Here is a 15,853-nt window from a genome sequence, read left to right on the forward strand (position 1 = left end):
CCGGGCTGGTCTCTTGCAAATGGCCTACGCTTGCGAATGAAATTGTTTTGCAGGACCGGTACTTGTGCATCGCGAATCTATGGATGCCACTCATCGTCGGATCGTTGACGTTTTGACTTTGGGCGCGCGCAATGTCCTACCCAAAAATGATCGCCCAAGAGAAAACTCCATATGGCAAAGATCACAGTACTCGCCGGTGACTTCCCGCAGGGCGACGGGGAATATCACCTTGGAACCATTACCCTCAAAACGTCCCTCAAACCCCGGCTTGGGACCAGCTTCCCGGTCTCGGAATTCAAAGACCTGAGCATTCAGAACACTGATTCCAACAAGAATATAAAGTCCGCCATAGGCTTGGGGCTCGCGGGTGCCATGTTGCTCGGTCCCGTTGGGGCCATCGCCGGTTATCTGCTCGCCGGAAAAAACACCGAGGTGACCTTTATGGCCACAATGAAGGACGGTGGAAAGCTGCTAGCGGCGACCGATAGTGACACCTACCGGGATATCTCGGCACGCGCCCTGAAAAAATCCCGAGCCGGCCGCCGAGGCCCTCTTTCCAGTTCACTTAATAACGGATCCATTCATTGATCCGCTTGCCCGGCGACTGCGAGAATGTTGCAGGGTACCCGATACAAGACATGCTCCGTGGTACTGCCCACCCACTTCTCCAGCCCCTTGCGATGCGCATTGCCCATGACGATAACGTCGGCCCTGTGATGCGCTGCAAAGTCGGCCAGTGCTTTACCGGGCGGCCCTGCAACGAAGTGTTGCCGTTCGGTGGGCACGCCGTAGTGATCGGCCAATGTGATGAATGACTTGCGCAAAGACTTGCGCACGTCGCTGTTGAAGCCAGGCATCGTGACAGCACCCGCGCCCGCATCGGATATATGCGTCTGCGATAGATCGTAGGCATACAGCAGATGCATTTCTGCATGGCATTGCATTGCCAATTCGTTCGCAGCCTGGATGATCAGGTCGTTGATTCCAGTGATCTGGGTCTCTGGGTGCGACGGATCGACTGCCGCCACGATCACGCGCGGAAGTGGGCAACTGACTTCGCTGACCAGATGCACAGGCACCGGACATTCACGCAGCAAATGCCAATCCAGAGGCGTGATGAAAACGCGTTTGAGCGCCGACTCATGCTGCACGTCCTTGATAACCAGATCCGCCTGCGTTGTTGTCACGTGCTGAAGGATCTCTTGCAGCGCGTCGCGTGTGAAAAGAACCTCGGTACTCAGGTTGATCCCGCGCCCACGAATCAGATCGGCTTCATCCTTGAGCCATTTTTCGTTCTCTTGCTGACAAGCCTCACGAAACCGCGCACTGGCGTGTATCAAACCCATGATGTTGAAGTCTTCGATAAACACCGTGATATGCAGCGCTGCGCCAGTAGCTTCGGCAAGGGCGACGGCCCGCTGCAACGCCGGCGTATGACGCATGGTGGGACCGGCTATTAGAAGGAGTCGTTGATATTGGCTCATGTCACACCTCCAAACGTTCTGGGATATCTGCTAGCCCCCCAGCCTCTCGTCTGTCGCACCGCCAGCGATCTGCTATCGCCTCAATGACCTGGATCGACACAATCAATATACGCCTGGATTCGACTAACCATCCAAGGTGTGTCTCATTGCACCCAATACAATGAGACACATTCCGACGGGCAAATGTTTGACGACTAGAAGTTACTTCTTCGCATACTTCGCGCCATGCGGATCGTTAAGCTTCACCTGCATCAGCTCCCATTCACGCTGAATGATCGAGTAAGGGATAAAGATGCTGACTCTCTCAGCCCCCTTTAACCCAGGGTGAAAACTCACATCATTAAGGGTGGTGGAGAAAAAGCCGACATTGATACCGACAACACTGCCGTCATTGCCGATGACGGGACCACCCGACATCCCCTTTATCATCGGGGCATCATGGATGGCATAGCGTTCACCGCTGCCTTCATCGCTATTGATGAAAGGCGCCGGGTACACTTTGCCTTGCCCGGTGACGGTCGTCATGTAGGGGCTCGCCCCCACGGCAGTGATGTGTTCACCCACACGCGGTGCGCGCCATGACGGGTAGCGACCGTCGGCCTTGTGCTGGATGAAGACGAGGTCGCAGCCGGTGCTACAGCTGTATTCCACGTTGCGGATGAGGGGGGTGTGGCGAGTGGTGACGGCATAGTCTTCGTTCCATTGCACGGCCGAGGCCATGTACAGATAGGGCAAGGGAAAGCCCGAGAAGACGGAAAAGTATGAATCATTGGCAGGCCCCGACAAGTCGGGTTTTACCATACCGTTGCATCCTGCAAGAACAGCTCCTATTAAAAAGTAGGTCATGATTTTAATCATGATAATCACCGACTTATAAGGAGGATTAGATTTTTATTGTGGCGAATCTTTTAGTTGTCCGGTTCTTGTAGTTTTCCTCGCCGCCTGGTCTGGTGCGTTTATTTATGGCTGAAGTTGTAAAGAATGCGTATGAATAAATTGTGCTAAGACTAATTGCTTTTCGATCCATATAAAAAATTGCAAATATTTGACGCCTGAAAAATGGCAGAACCGCAAGTAAAAACTGAAATGAAAGTTACAGACTTCAAGAAACAGCCACTGTTAGAGCAATTTAACTCACGTCGGCATGCCTCGGTAACGCAATAGAAATCAATGCCGCGAAAATAACAAATGCGCTGGATATCCATAAGCACGCCCCCAGCCCGAAAGCCTGATAGACCCAGCCCGAGAGCACGGTGCCGATCAGCCGTCCCATGGCGTTGGACATGTAATAAAACCCCACGTCCAGCGACACGCCATCTTCCTTGGCATAGGAAACGATCAGGTAGCTGTGCAGCGAGGAGTTCACCGCGAACAGCGCCCCAAAGACCATCAAGCCGCCTAACAGCACCCCCTGTTGCGACAACCCGGTGTTCAGGCCCAGAGCGATCGCCGCGGGCAAGCCAGCAAGAGCAAGCGCCCACAAAAAAGCCGCGCGACCATCAGGAACATGCCCCCGTTGCTTGCCGGTGATTCGCGGTGCGAACGATTGCACGATGCCGTAGCCGATCACCCAGGCCGCGAGGAATCCACCGACCTTCCAGAAGTCCCAGCCAAAGACGCTGCTCAAGTACACCGGCAAAGCCACGACAAACCAGACATCTCGAGCACCGAACAGAAACATCCGGGCCGCTGACAGAATGTTGATGGCTCGGCTCTTGGACAGGATGTCGCGAAACCTGGGCTTGGCTTTGGCCTTGCCCAGATCCTTTTTTAACAGAATCAAGCTGCTGACCCAGATCAGCGCCAGGACGCCCGCCATGGACAACAATGCCCCTTTGAACCCGATCAGGGCGAGCAATGCCCCGCCGAGAAAGAAACCGACACCCTTGAGTGCATTCTTCGAACCGGTGAGGATGGCTATCCATTGGTAAAGCTTGCCCTGTTGCCCGTCGGGCACTAACAGCTTGATCGAGCTTTTGGCGCTCATCTTGTTCAGGTCTTTGGCGATCCCCGACAACGCCTGCGCGCCCATCACCCAAGGAATCGTCAGCCAGGCCACTGGCACCGTCAGCATCAACAGCGCCGCAACCTGTATCCCCAGCCCGATGTTCATGGTCCGGTTCAAGCCCAATCGGGCGCCGAGATAACCGCCCACCAGGTTGGTGATCACACCAAAGAGTTCGTAGAACAGAAACAACGCCGCGATTTGCAGCGGGCTGTAGCCCAACGCGTGAAAGTGCAGCACCACCAACATGCGCAAAGCGCCGTCGGTGAGGGTGAAGGCCCAGTAATTGCCCGTCACGAGCAGGTACTGCCGCACTTGAGGCGCGAGGGCTGACAACGCTTTCATCACCGCTCCTTAAACGGCCAGGCCGACCATTCTGGCCAGTTCGACGGTGCGGTTCGCGTAACCCCATTCATTGTCATACCAGGCATAAATTTTGACCTGGGTGCCATTGATGACCATGGTCGACAACGCATCGATGATCGAGGAACGCGGGTCGGTGCGGTAGTCGATGGACACCAGCGGACGCTCCTCGAAACCGAGGATGTCTTTCAGTTCGTTCACGGACGCGTCCTTGAGGAACTGATTCACTTCTTCGACAGTGGTAACGCGCTCGACTTCAAAGACACAATCGGTCAGCGAAGCGTTGGCCAACGGTACGCGCACGGCGTGGCCATTCAGGCGCCCGCGCAGTTCCGGGAAGATTTCAGCAATGGCGGTGGCCGAGCCGGTGCTGGTCGGGATCAAACTCATGCCCGACGCACGAGCACGGCGCAGATCCTTGTGCGGCTGATCGAGGATGCTTTGAGTGTTGGTCAGGTCGTGGATGGTGGTGATCGAACCGTGGCGAATGCCCAGTTTCTCGTGGATCACCTTCACCACCGGCGCCAGACAGTTGGTGGTGCACGACGCGGCGGTGACGATGCGATGTTCCGCCGGGTTGAACAGCTGATGGTTGACGCCCATGACGATGTTCAGCGCGCCCTGCTCCTTCACCGGAGCGCTGACCACCACGCGCTTCACGCCTTGGTCGAGATAGGCCTGAAGCACCGCGACGGTCTTCATTTTGCCACTGGCTTCAATCACCAGATCGCAGCCCGACCAATCGGTGTCGACAATCGCCTTGTTGGCGGTAACTTTGATTCGTTTGCCGTCGATGACGATGCTGTCGCCTTCGGAGTCAGCCTGGTCATTCCAACGACCATGCACCGAGTCGAAGTTCAGCAGGTGCGCATGGGTCGCTGCGTCGCCGGCCGGATCATTGATCTGCACGAACTCAAACTCTGGCCAGCTCCAGGCTGCGCGCAGAGCGAGGCGACCGATGCGGCCAAAACCATTGATGCCCACTTTGATCGTCATGTTTCCCCCTTCAAATGGAGCGCTGATTGACACGTTTCATGAGTTCTTGCGCCGATTCCTTGCGCTCGGAATATCGATCGACCAGATAGTCCTGACGGTCGCGCAGCAGCAAGGTGAATTTCACCAACTCTTCCATCACATCCACGACACGGTCGTAGAACGGCGAAGGTTTCATCCGGCCGTTATCGTCGAACTCCATATAGGCCTTCGGCACGGAGGATTGGTTGGGAATGGTGAACATGCGCATCCAGCGCCCCAGCACCCGCAACTGATTAACTACGTTGAACGACTGCGAGCCACCGCACACTTGCATCACGGCGAGGGTCTTGCCCTGGGTCGGGCGTACGGCGCCCATCGCGAGTGGCACCCAGTCGATCTGCGCCTTGAAGACCGCGCTCATCGAACCGTGACGTTCTGGTGAACACCAGACCTGCCCTTCCGACCACATCATCAACTCGCGCAGTTCCTGCACCCGTGGGTGATCGTCGCCAGCGTCATCAGGCAGCGGCAAACCAGAAGGATTGAACACCCGCGTCTCGGCACCGAAGTGCTGTAGCAATCGGGCGGCCTCCTCGACCAGCAAGCGACTGAAGGAACGCTCACGGGTCGATCCGTACAGCAGCAAAATGCGCGGCTTGTGGCTGGAGGTTTGTTCGATGCCGAGCTTGTCGGTCGACGGGAGATCAACCAGTTCGGTATCGAGTTGGGGCATGTGGTCATCGTGCATGGTCATTGTCCTGCGCAATAGCGCTTCTGGAATCATCGAACCGGACAACAGGCAGCTGCCCGTTCGGGACGGTCACCCATTTCTTCAAGGCGTTTGGCATCAGGGCTCAACCAGTGGCCGTTGGATTCGAGCACCACGGTCAGCACCTGATGCACCCAGCCCGGCAGATCCGGGTGCAGTCGGTAATAAACCCATTGGCCCTGCCGACGGTCCGACAGCAATCCGCACGTACGCAATTGCGCCAGGTGCCTGGAGACTTTGGGCTGGCTCTCATTCAACGCACAGGTCAGCTCGCAGACGCACAGCTCACCCTCACGGGCGATGAGCAGCATCATGCGGACCCGATTGTCGTCAGCCAGGCATTTGAAAACAGTGGTCGGCGTCAGTTGGTCAGCCATTGGATTTCTCTGCGTTGGGTGTTCACGCATCAAAGGTGAATACAGACATATCCGTTTTTCCGAATATACGTTTCCCCGCATGTATGGGTCAACGGCAAATGTGTCGACTCTGTATGTGAATGATATTTATTTACTTACAAAAGGTAATCGTTATCATTAGCGCAATAACTAAAAAGGAGCTCATGGTGGCTTTACCGCGCATTTACCCCGCCTCTCTCTCACTGCTGGGGCTTTTTGCAGTACCTGATTTGCAAGCAGAAACCCAATCGGCATTGGCCCTGCCTGCAACCGCTGTGACCAGTGATTACAGCGAGCAGAACTACAAGCCAACCGACAGCCGCAGTGCGCTGAAGATCGACGCCCCGCTGCGGGATATCCCGCAAACGGTGAACGTGATCCCCCAGAGCGTGATCAAGGATCAGGGCGCGCAGTCGATGGAAGACGTGTTGAAGAACGTCCCCGGTATCGGCCTTTCCAATGGCGATGGCCAGCGCGACCAGGTCACCATTCGCGGCTTCAGTGCCATCGGCGACATGTACGTCGACGGCGTTCGTGACGACGCGCTGTACTTCCGCGATCTGTCCAACGTCGAGCGCGTGGAAGTGATCAAGGGGCCGGCAGCGGTGCTCTATGGCCGCGGCTCATCCGGTGGCCTGATCAATAGCATCAGCAAGAAACCCAACTTCACTCCCAAACAGGAAGTAGGTGTCAGCTTCGACAGCGAGGGTAAAAAGCGCACGCAGTTCGACGCCGGCTGGGCCGATCAGCAGCAAAACGACAAGGCATTCCGGGTGACCGGTGCGCTGGAGAACAGCGACACCTTCCGCGATGACGGCTATATCGATCGCAAGGCCATTGCGCCTTCGGCCTACTTCAAGCTCTCCGACGATCTTGAGCTGAACCTGGGGGCGACGTACCTCTACGACAAACGCTTGATCGACTTCGGCATTCCCGCGCGGGGCGATCGCCCGGTCGATGTCGATCGGGACAAGCGCTTCGGTTCCGCCGACCCGGATGACGATTACACCCGCAGCGAAGTGTTTTCGTTCACGGCTGGCGTCGACTACCGCATCAACGACGACTTCACCCTGAGCAACACCAGCCGCTACTACCACTACGATCTGGATCGCAACAACACACTCGCCGACTCCAGCCCGACACGTTTCGTCACCGCGCCCAACGGCGAGCTGTTGGTAAAGCTCAATCGCGGCAATGTGCAGCGCAAGGAAGACGGCTGGTTCAACCAGACCGAACTGAAGCAACAGACCACGCTCGCGGGGATGAACCACAACCTGCTCTATGGCGTGGAACTGGGACGTCAGGTCAAGGATCAATCGGTCTTCAGCCAGAACAACGTAGCGCGGGTCCCGGTGTACCGCGATGGCTTGGTCGACGTACCGTTCCAGGCCAACCGACAAACCGCCAAGGGCACCACTACCCAGGACACGGCCGGTTTCTATGTCCAGGATCTGATTGAACTGACCCCGCAATGGAAAGCACTGCTGGGTGTGCGCTATGACGTGTTCGACCAGGAATATTCGGATGACCTGACGCGTGCCACCATGTCCCGAACCGACAACACCTGGAGCCCGCGCGCAGGCCTGGTCTATCAGCCTGATCAGGTTCAGTCCTACTACATTTCGGTGAGTCGTTCTTATCAACCCTCCTCCGAAGTCTTCGCCCTGAGCACTACAAACCAGGACCTTGAGCCGGAGCAAACCACCAACTTCGAGATCGGTGGCAAGTGGGACCTGCTCGACAATCGCCTGGCGTTGACGGCGGCGCTGTTCCGTCTGGAACGCACCAACATGAAAACGACCGATCCGGCGAACCCGACCAAACTGGTCCTGTCGGGCGAGCAGCGCACCGACGGTCTTGAATTGACCGCCAGCGGGCAGTTGAGTGACAAGTGGCAGGTCTATGCCGGCTATGCCTATCTGGACGCAGAGATCATCAAGTCCAACAACCGAACCAACGGCGTTGCCAACGAAGGCCAGACACCAACCCTGACCCCGCGTCACAGTGCCAACCTCTGGCTGGTGCGCTCGCTGACCAATACCTGGCGCGTAGGCATGGGGGCGAACTATGTCGACGATCGTTACACCGCCCTGGACAACCAGGTGGTCATGCCCGCTTACACCACTGTGGACGCGGCGTTGCTCTACAACTTGCCGAAATGGGACATGGCGCTGCGCTTGCGCAACGTCTTCGACAAGGACTATTACGCCTCGGCCCATGGCTCGGTGGACCTGATCACCCCCGGAGCACCACGGACTCTGGAGCTGAGCACCAACTACCGGTTCTGAGTGGAAACCTGAAATCAAATGCCGCAATGCCGGCCCGTTAAGATGCAAAACCTGTGGGAGCGGGCTTGCCCGCGAAAGCGGTGTGTCAGACGACATCAATGTTGACTGTGCCACCGTCGCTCCCACAGGGATTTGCGTCTTAACTGATTAGAATTAACGCCCTGCATTCCTAGGCGTTTGTTTGCAACCCGCAACATCGTGACAGCGATCAAAAGCTCAACTAACCTTCAGCGCGCAGAGAGTGATTGAGAATCTCTCGCGTTGTCAGACAACAACATATCGAGGAAAACCCATGCGTAAACTTCTGTTGCTCTCCCTTCTTGCCGCCTCCCCCTTGGCTTTCGCCAGTACTCAATGCACCACAGCCGACAAAGCCCAATGGCAGGACCAGGCCAAGTTTCAGGAAGACCTCAAGGCCAAGGGCTACAACATCAAGAAGTTCAAAGTCACGAGCGGCAATTGCTACGAGATCTACGGCTGGGACAAAGACAAGCGCAAAGTCGAGATCTACTTTGACCCGGTCACCGGCAAGGTCGTGAAAGAAGAAATCGAATAGGCCCTCTGTGAAAGCTGAAACCCTGCGCCTCTGGGACCCCCTCGTACGCGTTTGCCACTGGTCCCTGGTGGTTGTCTTCATCAGCGACTACTTCCTCAATGAGGAGGGCGACGGCTGGCATCGCTGGCTCGGCTATTACGCCGTGGCTGTCGTGCTGGTGCGTTTGGTGTGGGGGTTCATCGGCCCACCATCGGCGCGCTGGTCAGACTTCTGGCCGACTCCGACGCGGGTCGTTCAGCATGGCCGGGCGCTGTTTTCCGGCAAAGGCTATCACCGCATGGGGCATTCGCCCATCGGTGCACTGGTGATGGTCCTCATGCTGCTGTTGATGACCGGCCTGGGCATCAGCGGTTTTTTGATGGAAGAAGTGGACTATTTCTGGGGCGAAGACTGGCTACGTGATGTGCATGAGGTTATGGCCAACGTGCTGCTCGCGCTGGTTTGCGTGCATATCGTCGCAGCGTTGGTGGAAAGCCTGCGCTTGCGTGAAAACCTGCCTCTGTCGATGATCACGGGCCATCGACGTAAGCGCTAGCTCTCAAAACTCCTGATACCGCACATTGCCCTCTCCCTCGCGGGAAAGGGCAAGCGCCAACCCTATGTGTGATGAATTTCCCGATCCTTGGTTTCCGGCAGGAAGAACGTGCCAAGAATGGCCGTCATCACGGCGATGACGATGGGGTACCACAGCCCGTAGTAGATATCCCCCGTGGCCGCGACCATGGCGAATGCCACCGTGGGTAGAAAGCCGCCGAACCAGCCGTTGCCGATGTGATACGGCAGCGACATCGAGGTGTAGCGAATGCGCGCCGGGAAGAGTTCCACCAGCCAGGCGGCGATCGGGCCGTAGACCATGGTGACGTAGATCACCAGGATGGTCAGGAGTAACAACACCATCGGGTAATTGGTCTTCGCCGGGTCGGCCTTCTCGGGGTAACCGGCGTCCTTGAGGGCGGTACCGAGGGTAGCGACGAAGGCATCGTTGCGGGCCTTGAAGTCCGCGGCCGGCATGCCGGTGCCCTCGAAGCTCGGGATCACCTTGTCGCCGATGCGCACCTGCGCCACAGCGCCCGGTTCGGCCTTTTCGTTTTTGTAGGGGATAGCCTTCTTCGCCAGCAGGGTCTTGGCAAGGTCGCAGGAGCTGGTGAATTTGGCCTTGCCCACCGGGTCGAACTGGAACGAGCACTTACTCTGATCGGCGATCACCGTGACCGGATTCTTCTCCTGCGCGGCGAATACGTCGGGGTTACCGTATTGGGTCAACGCATGGAAAATCGGGAAGTAGGTCAGCGCCGCGAGGATGCAGCCCGCCATGATGATTCCCTTACGGCCGATGCGGTCGGACAGGCTGCCGAATACGATGAAGAATGGCGTGCCGATCAGCAGCGAGCCGGCAATCAGATAGTTGGCGGTCTGCGGGTCGATCTTCAGCGTCTGCAGCAGGAAAAACAGCGCATAGAACTGTCCGGTGTACCAGACCACCGCCTGCCCAGCGGTACCGCCAAGCAGCGCCATGATCACTATCTTGAGGTTTTCCCAGCGGGCGAAGGATTCGGTCAGCGGCGCCTTGGACGACTTGCCTTCTTCCTTCATCTTCAAGAACACCGGTGACTCGCTGAGTTGCAAGCGGATGTACACCGAGACGATCAGCAGCAGGATCGACAGCAGGAAGGGAATCCGCCAGCCCCAGGCCTCGAAGGCTTCGGTGCCGAGAATGGTTCGGCAGGCGAGGATCACCAGCAGCGAAAGAAACAGGCCGAGGGTCGCGGTGGTCTGGATCCACGAGGTGAAGTAGCCGCGCTTGCCTTTGGGCGCATGTTCGGCCACGTAGGTCGCCGCGCCGCCGTACTCTCCGCCCAGGGCCAGGCCTTGCAACAGGCGCAGGGTGATCAGGATGACCGGTGCCGCCACGCCGATGGTCGCATAGCCGGGCAGAAAGCCCACTATGGCGGTGGAGATACCCATGATGACAATGGTGATGAGGAACGTGTGCTTGCGCCCGATCATGTCGCCCAGTCGGCCGAACACAATGGCGCCGAAGGGACGCACAGCGAAGCCGGCGGCGAACGCGAGCAGCGCGAAGATGAAGGACGTTGTCTCATTGACGCCGGCGAAGAAGTGCTTCGCTATGATCGCGGCGAGGGAGCCGTAAAGGTAGAAGTCGTACCACTCGAACACGGTGCCCAGGGACGAGGCGAAAATGACCTTGCGCTCCTCTCTGGTGATCCCGCGATTGGGTGCACTGCCTGCGGTTGTATTGTCGATTACGGCCATGAGTCTTCTCCGTTTTGCTCTTGTTATAGGCCGGAGTACCTCATTACCTCTTTACCGCACCCAGGCCCCAGGGCTGAAGTCATCGGATCAAGGACTACGCAAAGCATGGAAACAGGCTGACGGCCTCGCATCGCTGCAAGGTTTCTTGAAGCATAATCGGCTTCGCGCAGATATCCACTCGGCCCTCCCGCTCCAAACCCGGGCCGACGCGCCGTCGAATGATTATTCAGATCATTGAGATCCCACGCGAAGCGTCTGGGTGACGCCCTGCTGATGCCTTTCTTGGGGCGGCCATCGTCTGGAACTTCGCAGCGAAAGAATTTCGTATACCCTATCGCCATCTCACTCCAAACGACCGCTGCCGTGAACCTACCCAAACTCAACGCCCCCGACCTTGGCAATACACCTTCAACCTCGGAAATCATCACCCGTCATCTGCGGGACGCGATCGTCGCCGGGCATTTCGCCGAAGATGAGCCGATTCGCCAGGACGACATCGCCCGCCAGTTCAACGTCAGCAAAATTCCGGTGCGCGAGGCCCTCAAGCGGCTGGAGGCCGAAGGGCTGGTGATGTTCCAGCGCAATCGCGGGGCGATGGTCACGCGGGTTTCCGATGCCGAGCTGGCGCAGATGTTCGAAGTGCGAATGTTGCTGGAGGACAAGATACTGCGCCTGGCCATTCCCAACATGACCGAAGAAACCTTCGCCCGTGCCGAGCGTATCTGTCAGGAGTTCATCGGCGAGGACGACGTGGGCCGCTGGGCCGAGCTCAATTGGGAACTGCACGCTTGCCTTTACGAGCCGGCGCAACGGCCGTTTCTGGTCAGCCTGATTCGTTCAGTCAACGACAAGCTGGAGCGCTACTTGCGCATGCAGATGAGCCTGTCGGCCGGCAAGGAACGGGCTGATCACGAGCACCGTGAGATCATCAAAGCCTGTCGTGCCGGGGATGTGGATCTGGCGGTGAAGCTGCTGGACGAGCACATTGCCGGGGTCTGCAAGACCCTGTTCGAGCACCTGCCTCACGCGCACTGACTACTAGAATGCTGTGCTGATTTCGTCATCGGCACAGGATAAATCCATCAAGCCGACACCCCGCTGCACAGGCCACTCTTTCGTTCACTCATCTGAACGGACGTGGCCCTCCCATGAAACGCATCACCGTGATCGACTCCCACACCGGCGGCGAACCGACCCGTCTGGTTACTGCCGGCTTTCCTGATTTGGGCACCGGCAGCATGGCCGAACGCCGCAAGCTGCTCGCCGAACATCACGATCAATGGCGCGCCGCTTGTGTGCTGGAACCCCGTGGCAGCGACGTGCTGGTGGGCGCCCTGCTCTGCACACCTGTGGACCCGAGCGCCTGTGCCGGAGTGATTTTCTTCAACAATACCGGTTACCTGGGCATGTGCGGCCACGGCACTATTGGCCTGGTGGCGTCGTTGGCGCATCTGGGCAAGATCAGCCCCGGCGTGCACCGCATCGAGACCCCGGTGGGTACGGTGCAGGCGACCCTGCACGAAGATCATTCGGTCAGCGTGCGCAATGTGCCGGCCTACCGTTACCGCAAGGCGCTGGTCTTGCAGGTGCCAGATGTCGGTCAGGTGGTCGGCGATGTCGCCTGGGGCGGCAACTGGTTTTTCCTGATCGCCGAGCATGGCCTGCGGGTAGCCGGTGATAACCTCGACGCGCTGACTGCTTATACCTACGCCGTGCAACAGGCGCTGGAGGCCCAGGGTATTCGTGGCGAAGACGGCGGGCTGATCGACCATGTCGAGCTGTTCAGCGATGACGATCACGCCGACAGCCGCAACTTTGTCCTCTGCCCCGGCAAGGCTTATGACCGCTCACCGTGCGGCACCGGCACCAGTGCCAAACTGGCGTGCCTGGCAGCGGACGACAAACTGCAACCGGGGCAGATCTGGCGCCAGGCCAGTGTCATCGGCAGCGAGTTCGAAGGCTCTTACGAATGGCAGGGCGAGCGCGTTGTGCCGACCATTCGCGGCCGGGCCTTTATCAGCGCCGAAGCCAGTTTGATCATCGAACAGGATGACCCGTTCGCCTGGGGCATTCGTCCATGAACGAGGGCCTGGTGGCCGATGTGATCGTGATCGGCGCCGGCATCATCGGTGCCACCTGTGCCCAGGCGCTGGCCCGTCGTGGCTTGCAGGTGCTGGTGCTGGACGCCGGCCTGCACGGTGCGACGGCGGCGGGAATGGGCCATTTGCTGGTGCTTGACGACAACCCGGCCGAGCTGGCCCTGAGTCAATATTCCCTGCAACGCTGGCGCGAACTGGCACCGGACCTGCCCGACGGCTGCGCCTACCGCAACAACGGCACGCTGTGGCTGGCGGCCAACGCCGAGGAAATGACGGTCGCCCATGGCAAATACCTGAACCTGAAAGCCCAGGGCGTGGCGTGCGAATTGGTCAGCGCCAGTGCTTTGCGTCAGCGTGAACCGGAACTGCGCGAAGGTCTGGAAGGCGGTTTGTTGATCAATGGCGACAGCATTCTTTATGCGCCAGCGACGGCCAGCTGGATGCTCGACACGCCGAACATTCGTCAACGTCGGGCGCGGGTCAGCGCGGTCGATGGCAACCGAGTCTGCCTTGATGACGGCCACTGGTTGAGCGCCGAAGCGGTGGTGTTAGCCAATGGTATTCAGGCCAACGAACTGTGCCCGGAGTTGCCCATCGAGCCGAAAAAAGGTCACCTGCTGATTACCGACCGCTACCCCCGCACCGTCACCCACACCCTGGTCGAACTGGGTTACGTCACCAGCGCCCACAACGCCACGGGGCCGTCGACCGCCTGCAATATTCAGCCGCGCCCCACCGGGCAATTGTTCATCGGTGCCTCGCGCCAATTCGGTACCACCGACCCGCAAGTCGAAGGCTGGATGCTGGCGAAAATGCTCAAGCGCGCCGCCGAGTACATGCCGGGGCTGGCCCGACTCAACGGCATCCGCGCCTGGACCGGCTTTCGCGCCGCTAGCCCTGATGGCCTGCCGCTGGTGGGCCAACACCCGCAACGCCAGGGTTTGTGGCTGGCCGTCGGTCACGAAGGGTTGGGCGTCACCACGGCCCCCGGCACCGCCAACTTGCTGGTGGCGCAACTGTTCAACGAAACCCCGCCTCTGGCCGCACAACCCTATCTGCCCCAGCGTTTCCTCGGAGAACCTGCCTATGCCTGAATTGCTGCTGGACGGCCGCGCCTTGAAGGTTGCCGAGGGCACCAGCGTCGCCGCTGCCTTGGCGTTGGGCAGCGACGGATGCACACGCACATCGGCCAGTGGTCAGCGTCGCGCACCACTGTGCGGCATGGGCATCTGCCAGGAATGCCGGGTGACCATCGACGGCCGGCGACGCCTGGCCTGCCAGACCCTGTGCCGAGACGGCATGCAGGTGGAGACACGCCCATGAATGAATACGCCGATCTGCTGATCATCGGTGCCGGCCCCGCTGGCATGGCCGCCGCCCTTGCCGCCGCCCCCAGCGGCGCACGCATCGTCATGCTCGACGACAATCCGCTGCCGGGCGGGCAAATCTGGCGTGACGGCCCTCAAGCCAACGTGCCCGATCAGGCCCGTCGTCTGCGTGAGCGTTTGCAGTCTTGCAGCAACATCCGCCATCACGCCGGCACCCGGGTGATCGCCAGTCCCGGACCGAAACAACTGTTGGTCGAAGATGATGACGACGGCTGGCTGATCAGCTACGACAAACTGATTCTGTGCACCGGCGCCCGCGAGTTGCTGCTGCCCTTCCCCGGCTGGACGTTGCCTGGCGTGACCGGGGCCGGTGGTTTGCAGGCGCTGATCAAGGCCGGTGTGCCGGTGCAAGGTGAGCGCGTGGTGATCGCCGGCAGCGGCCCGCTATTACTGGCGAGTGCCGCCACCGCGAAAAAACATGGCGCCCAAGTACAACGCATCGCCGAGCAAGCCTCGCGCATTGCCGTCGCCGGTTTCGCCGCGCAACTGCCCCGCTGGCCTGCCAAATGGTTGCAATCGTTCAGCTTGTTCGACCGCCATTACCGCACCGCGACTCATGTGCTGGCCGCCCTTGGCACTGACCGGCTGGAAGGCGTGCGCCTGCAACAGCAAGGCAAAATCATCGAACTGGAATGTGATCGGCTGGCCTGTGGTTTCGGCTTGATCCCGAACATTCAATTGGGCCAGGCACTGGGTTACGCCATCGAAGGTCAGGCGTTGGCGGTGGATGCCTGGCAGGCCAGCAGCCGCGTCGATCATTATGCGGCAGGCGAATGCACCGGGTTTGGTGGCAGTGAACTGGCGTTGGTCGAAGGTGAAATTGCTGGCCACGCGGCGGTCGGTGACCTGGAAGCGGCCCGCCAATTGTGGCCACGCCGGGCACGCTGGCAGGGTTTCGCCAAGGCACTGAATCAGGCATTCGCCCTCGACCCGCAACTCAAGTCTTTGGCCCGATCCGACACCCTGGTCTGCCGCTGCGAAGACGTGCCTTACGCCGCATTGGCCGGGCACACTGACTGGCGCGAAGCCAAGCTGGCCAGCCGTTGCGGCATGGGCGCCTGTCAGGGCCGGGTGTGTGGCGGTGCGGTGCAGCACCTGTTCGGCTGGCAACCTTCGGCCCCCCGCCCACCCTTCAGCCCGGCGCGAATCGAGACCTTGATGTGCCTGGACGACACCCCGCCGGCCTGATTCCCCGTCGGGGGTTTCGGCCACGCTGCCGAGCCTCTATGATCCCGGGGTCGCCATCAGACCCCAGCG

The 15,853-nt window shown here is 59.2% G+C and carries 16 protein-coding genes; 9 read left to right on the forward strand and 7 right to left on the reverse strand.

Features of this window, described 5'->3' with window-relative positions; genetic code table 11:
- The first annotated feature begins 171 nt into the window (after positions 1-171).
- The gene (locus KGB18_RS23800; RefSeq protein ID WP_123721047.1) at positions 172-588 is read left to right on the forward strand and encodes a hypothetical protein; all 417 of its coding nucleotides are present in this window, start codon (positions 172-174) and stop codon (positions 586-588) included.
- Here the strand turns inward: KGB18_RS23800 and KGB18_RS23805 are convergent.
- The 6 genes from KGB18_RS23805 to KGB18_RS23830 all read right to left on the reverse strand — a co-directional run bounded on the left by KGB18_RS23805 (position 582) and on the right by KGB18_RS23830 (position 5,973).
- Positions 582-1,484 carry a universal stress protein gene (locus tag KGB18_RS23805; protein WP_223570562.1) on the reverse strand — a complete coding sequence of 301 codons (903 nt, stop codon included), beginning with the start codon at positions 1,482-1,484 and terminating at the stop codon, positions 582-584. The genes KGB18_RS23800 and KGB18_RS23805 overlap by 7 nt on opposite strands.
- Positions 1,485-1,685: 201 nt before the next feature.
- Positions 1,686-2,285, reverse strand: coding sequence for a trypsin-like peptidase domain-containing protein (locus KGB18_RS23810; protein ID WP_052965262.1), 600 nt, complete (start codon positions 2,283-2,285; stop codon positions 1,686-1,688).
- 328 nt (positions 2,286-2,613) lie between these two features.
- The gene (gene arsJ / locus KGB18_RS23815) at positions 2,614-3,834 is read right to left on the reverse strand and encodes an organoarsenical effux MFS transporter ArsJ (RefSeq protein ID WP_223570563.1); all 1,221 of its coding nucleotides are present in this window, start codon (positions 3,832-3,834) and stop codon (positions 2,614-2,616) included.
- Between the two features lie 9 nt (positions 3,835-3,843).
- Positions 3,844-4,848, reverse strand: coding sequence for an ArsJ-associated glyceraldehyde-3-phosphate dehydrogenase (locus KGB18_RS23820; protein ID WP_123721044.1), 1,005 nt, complete (start codon positions 4,846-4,848; stop codon positions 3,844-3,846).
- A 10-nt stretch (positions 4,849-4,858) separates the two neighbouring features.
- On the reverse strand, positions 4,859-5,575 hold the full coding sequence (gene arsH / locus KGB18_RS23825) for an arsenical resistance protein ArsH (protein ID WP_052965265.1): 717 nt from the start codon (positions 5,573-5,575) through the stop codon (positions 4,859-4,861).
- Positions 5,576-5,607: 32 nt separating this feature from the next.
- On the reverse strand, positions 5,608-5,973 hold the full coding sequence (locus KGB18_RS23830) for a metalloregulator ArsR/SmtB family transcription factor (RefSeq protein WP_201060045.1): 366 nt from the start codon (positions 5,971-5,973) through the stop codon (positions 5,608-5,610).
- Positions 5,974-6,155: 182 nt separating this feature from the next.
- Here KGB18_RS23830 and KGB18_RS23835 point away from each other — a divergent pair, with 182 nt between their 5' ends.
- The 3 genes from KGB18_RS23835 (at position 6,156) to KGB18_RS23845 (ending at position 9,370) form a co-directional block, all read left to right on the forward strand.
- Entirely contained in the window at positions 6,156-8,279 is a 2,124-nt protein-coding gene (locus KGB18_RS23835) for a TonB-dependent receptor (protein ID WP_223570564.1), read from the forward strand.
- 292 nt (positions 8,280-8,571) lie between these two features.
- Positions 8,572-8,835: a PepSY domain-containing protein gene (locus KGB18_RS23840; RefSeq protein ID WP_123721041.1), complete on the forward strand. Its 264-nt coding sequence runs from the start codon at positions 8,572-8,574 to the stop codon at positions 8,833-8,835.
- Between the two features lie 7 nt (positions 8,836-8,842).
- Complete coding sequence (locus KGB18_RS23845; RefSeq protein ID WP_123721040.1) at positions 8,843-9,370, forward strand: cytochrome b/b6 domain-containing protein; 528 nt, start codon at positions 8,843-8,845, stop codon at positions 9,368-9,370.
- Between the two features lie 62 nt (positions 9,371-9,432).
- Here the strand turns inward: KGB18_RS23845 and KGB18_RS23850 are convergent, their stop codons facing one another.
- Positions 9,433-11,109, reverse strand: a complete 1,677-nt coding sequence (locus tag KGB18_RS23850; protein ID WP_123721039.1) for an MFS transporter — start codon at positions 11,107-11,109, stop codon at positions 9,433-9,435.
- A 363-nt stretch (positions 11,110-11,472) separates the two neighbouring features.
- Here KGB18_RS23850 and KGB18_RS23855 point away from each other — a divergent pair, with 363 nt between their 5' ends.
- From KGB18_RS23855 to KGB18_RS23875, 5 genes are all read left to right on the forward strand, one after another.
- Positions 11,473-12,144 (forward strand): GntR family transcriptional regulator, encoded by a 672-nt coding sequence (locus tag KGB18_RS23855; RefSeq protein WP_007900901.1) that lies wholly within the window; start codon positions 11,473-11,475, stop codon positions 12,142-12,144.
- Positions 12,145-12,257: 113 nt separating this feature from the next.
- On the forward strand, positions 12,258-13,190 hold the full coding sequence (locus tag KGB18_RS23860; RefSeq protein WP_123721038.1) for a 4-hydroxyproline epimerase: 933 nt from the start codon (positions 12,258-12,260) through the stop codon (positions 13,188-13,190).
- Positions 13,187-14,302 (forward strand): NAD(P)/FAD-dependent oxidoreductase, encoded by a 1,116-nt coding sequence (locus KGB18_RS23865; protein ID WP_123721037.1) that lies wholly within the window; start codon positions 13,187-13,189, stop codon positions 14,300-14,302. Before KGB18_RS23860 ends, KGB18_RS23865 begins: the two co-directional genes overlap by 4 nt.
- Positions 14,295-14,531 (forward strand): (2Fe-2S)-binding protein, encoded by a 237-nt coding sequence (locus KGB18_RS23870; protein ID WP_223570565.1) that lies wholly within the window; start codon positions 14,295-14,297, stop codon positions 14,529-14,531. Before KGB18_RS23865 ends, KGB18_RS23870 begins: the two co-directional genes overlap by 8 nt.
- Complete coding sequence (locus tag KGB18_RS23875) at positions 14,528-15,784, forward strand: FAD/NAD(P)-binding oxidoreductase (RefSeq protein WP_223570566.1); 1,257 nt, start codon at positions 14,528-14,530, stop codon at positions 15,782-15,784. The genes KGB18_RS23870 and KGB18_RS23875 overlap by 4 nt, the downstream gene beginning before the upstream one ends.
- The last annotated feature ends 69 nt before the right edge of the window (positions 15,785-15,853 follow it).

The organism is Pseudomonas sp. BF-R-26, assembly GCF_019947395.1.
Taxonomy (GTDB): Bacteria; Pseudomonadota; Gammaproteobacteria; order Pseudomonadales; family Pseudomonadaceae; genus Aquipseudomonas; species Aquipseudomonas farris.

Excerpts from the sequence above, each read along its gene's own strand:
- KGB18_RS23800 (WP_123721047.1), top strand. The coding sequence starts at position 172 with ATGGCAAAGATCACAGTACTCGCCGGTGACTTCCCGCAGGGCGACGGG.
- KGB18_RS23805 (WP_223570562.1), bottom strand. The coding sequence starts at position 1,484 with ATGAGCCAATATCAACGACTCCTTCTAATAGCCGGTCCCACCATGCGT.
- KGB18_RS23810 (WP_052965262.1), bottom strand. The coding sequence starts at position 2,285 with ATGGTAAAACCCGACTTGTCGGGGCCTGCCAATGATTCATACTTTTCC.
- arsJ (WP_223570563.1), bottom strand. The coding sequence starts at position 3,834 with ATGAAAGCGTTGTCAGCCCTCGCGCCTCAAGTGCGGCAGTACCTGCTC.
- KGB18_RS23820 (WP_123721044.1), bottom strand. The coding sequence starts at position 4,848 with ATGACGATCAAAGTGGGCATCAATGGTTTTGGCCGCATCGGTCGCCTC.
- arsH (WP_052965265.1), bottom strand. The coding sequence starts at position 5,575 with ATGCACGATGACCACATGCCCCAACTCGATACCGAACTGGTTGATCTC.
- KGB18_RS23830 (WP_201060045.1), bottom strand. The coding sequence starts at position 5,973 with ATGGCTGACCAACTGACGCCGACCACTGTTTTCAAATGCCTGGCTGAC.
- KGB18_RS23835 (WP_223570564.1), top strand. The coding sequence starts at position 6,156 with ATGGTGGCTTTACCGCGCATTTACCCCGCCTCTCTCTCACTGCTGGGG.
- KGB18_RS23840 (WP_123721041.1), top strand. The coding sequence starts at position 8,572 with ATGCGTAAACTTCTGTTGCTCTCCCTTCTTGCCGCCTCCCCCTTGGCT.
- KGB18_RS23850 (WP_123721039.1), bottom strand. The coding sequence starts at position 11,109 with ATGGCCGTAATCGACAATACAACCGCAGGCAGTGCACCCAATCGCGGG.
- KGB18_RS23860 (WP_123721038.1), top strand. The coding sequence starts at position 12,258 with ATGAAACGCATCACCGTGATCGACTCCCACACCGGCGGCGAACCGACC.
- KGB18_RS23865 (WP_123721037.1), top strand. The coding sequence starts at position 13,187 with ATGAACGAGGGCCTGGTGGCCGATGTGATCGTGATCGGCGCCGGCATC.
- KGB18_RS23870 (WP_223570565.1), top strand. The coding sequence starts at position 14,295 with ATGCCTGAATTGCTGCTGGACGGCCGCGCCTTGAAGGTTGCCGAGGGC.
- KGB18_RS23875 (WP_223570566.1), top strand. The coding sequence starts at position 14,528 with ATGAATGAATACGCCGATCTGCTGATCATCGGTGCCGGCCCCGCTGGC.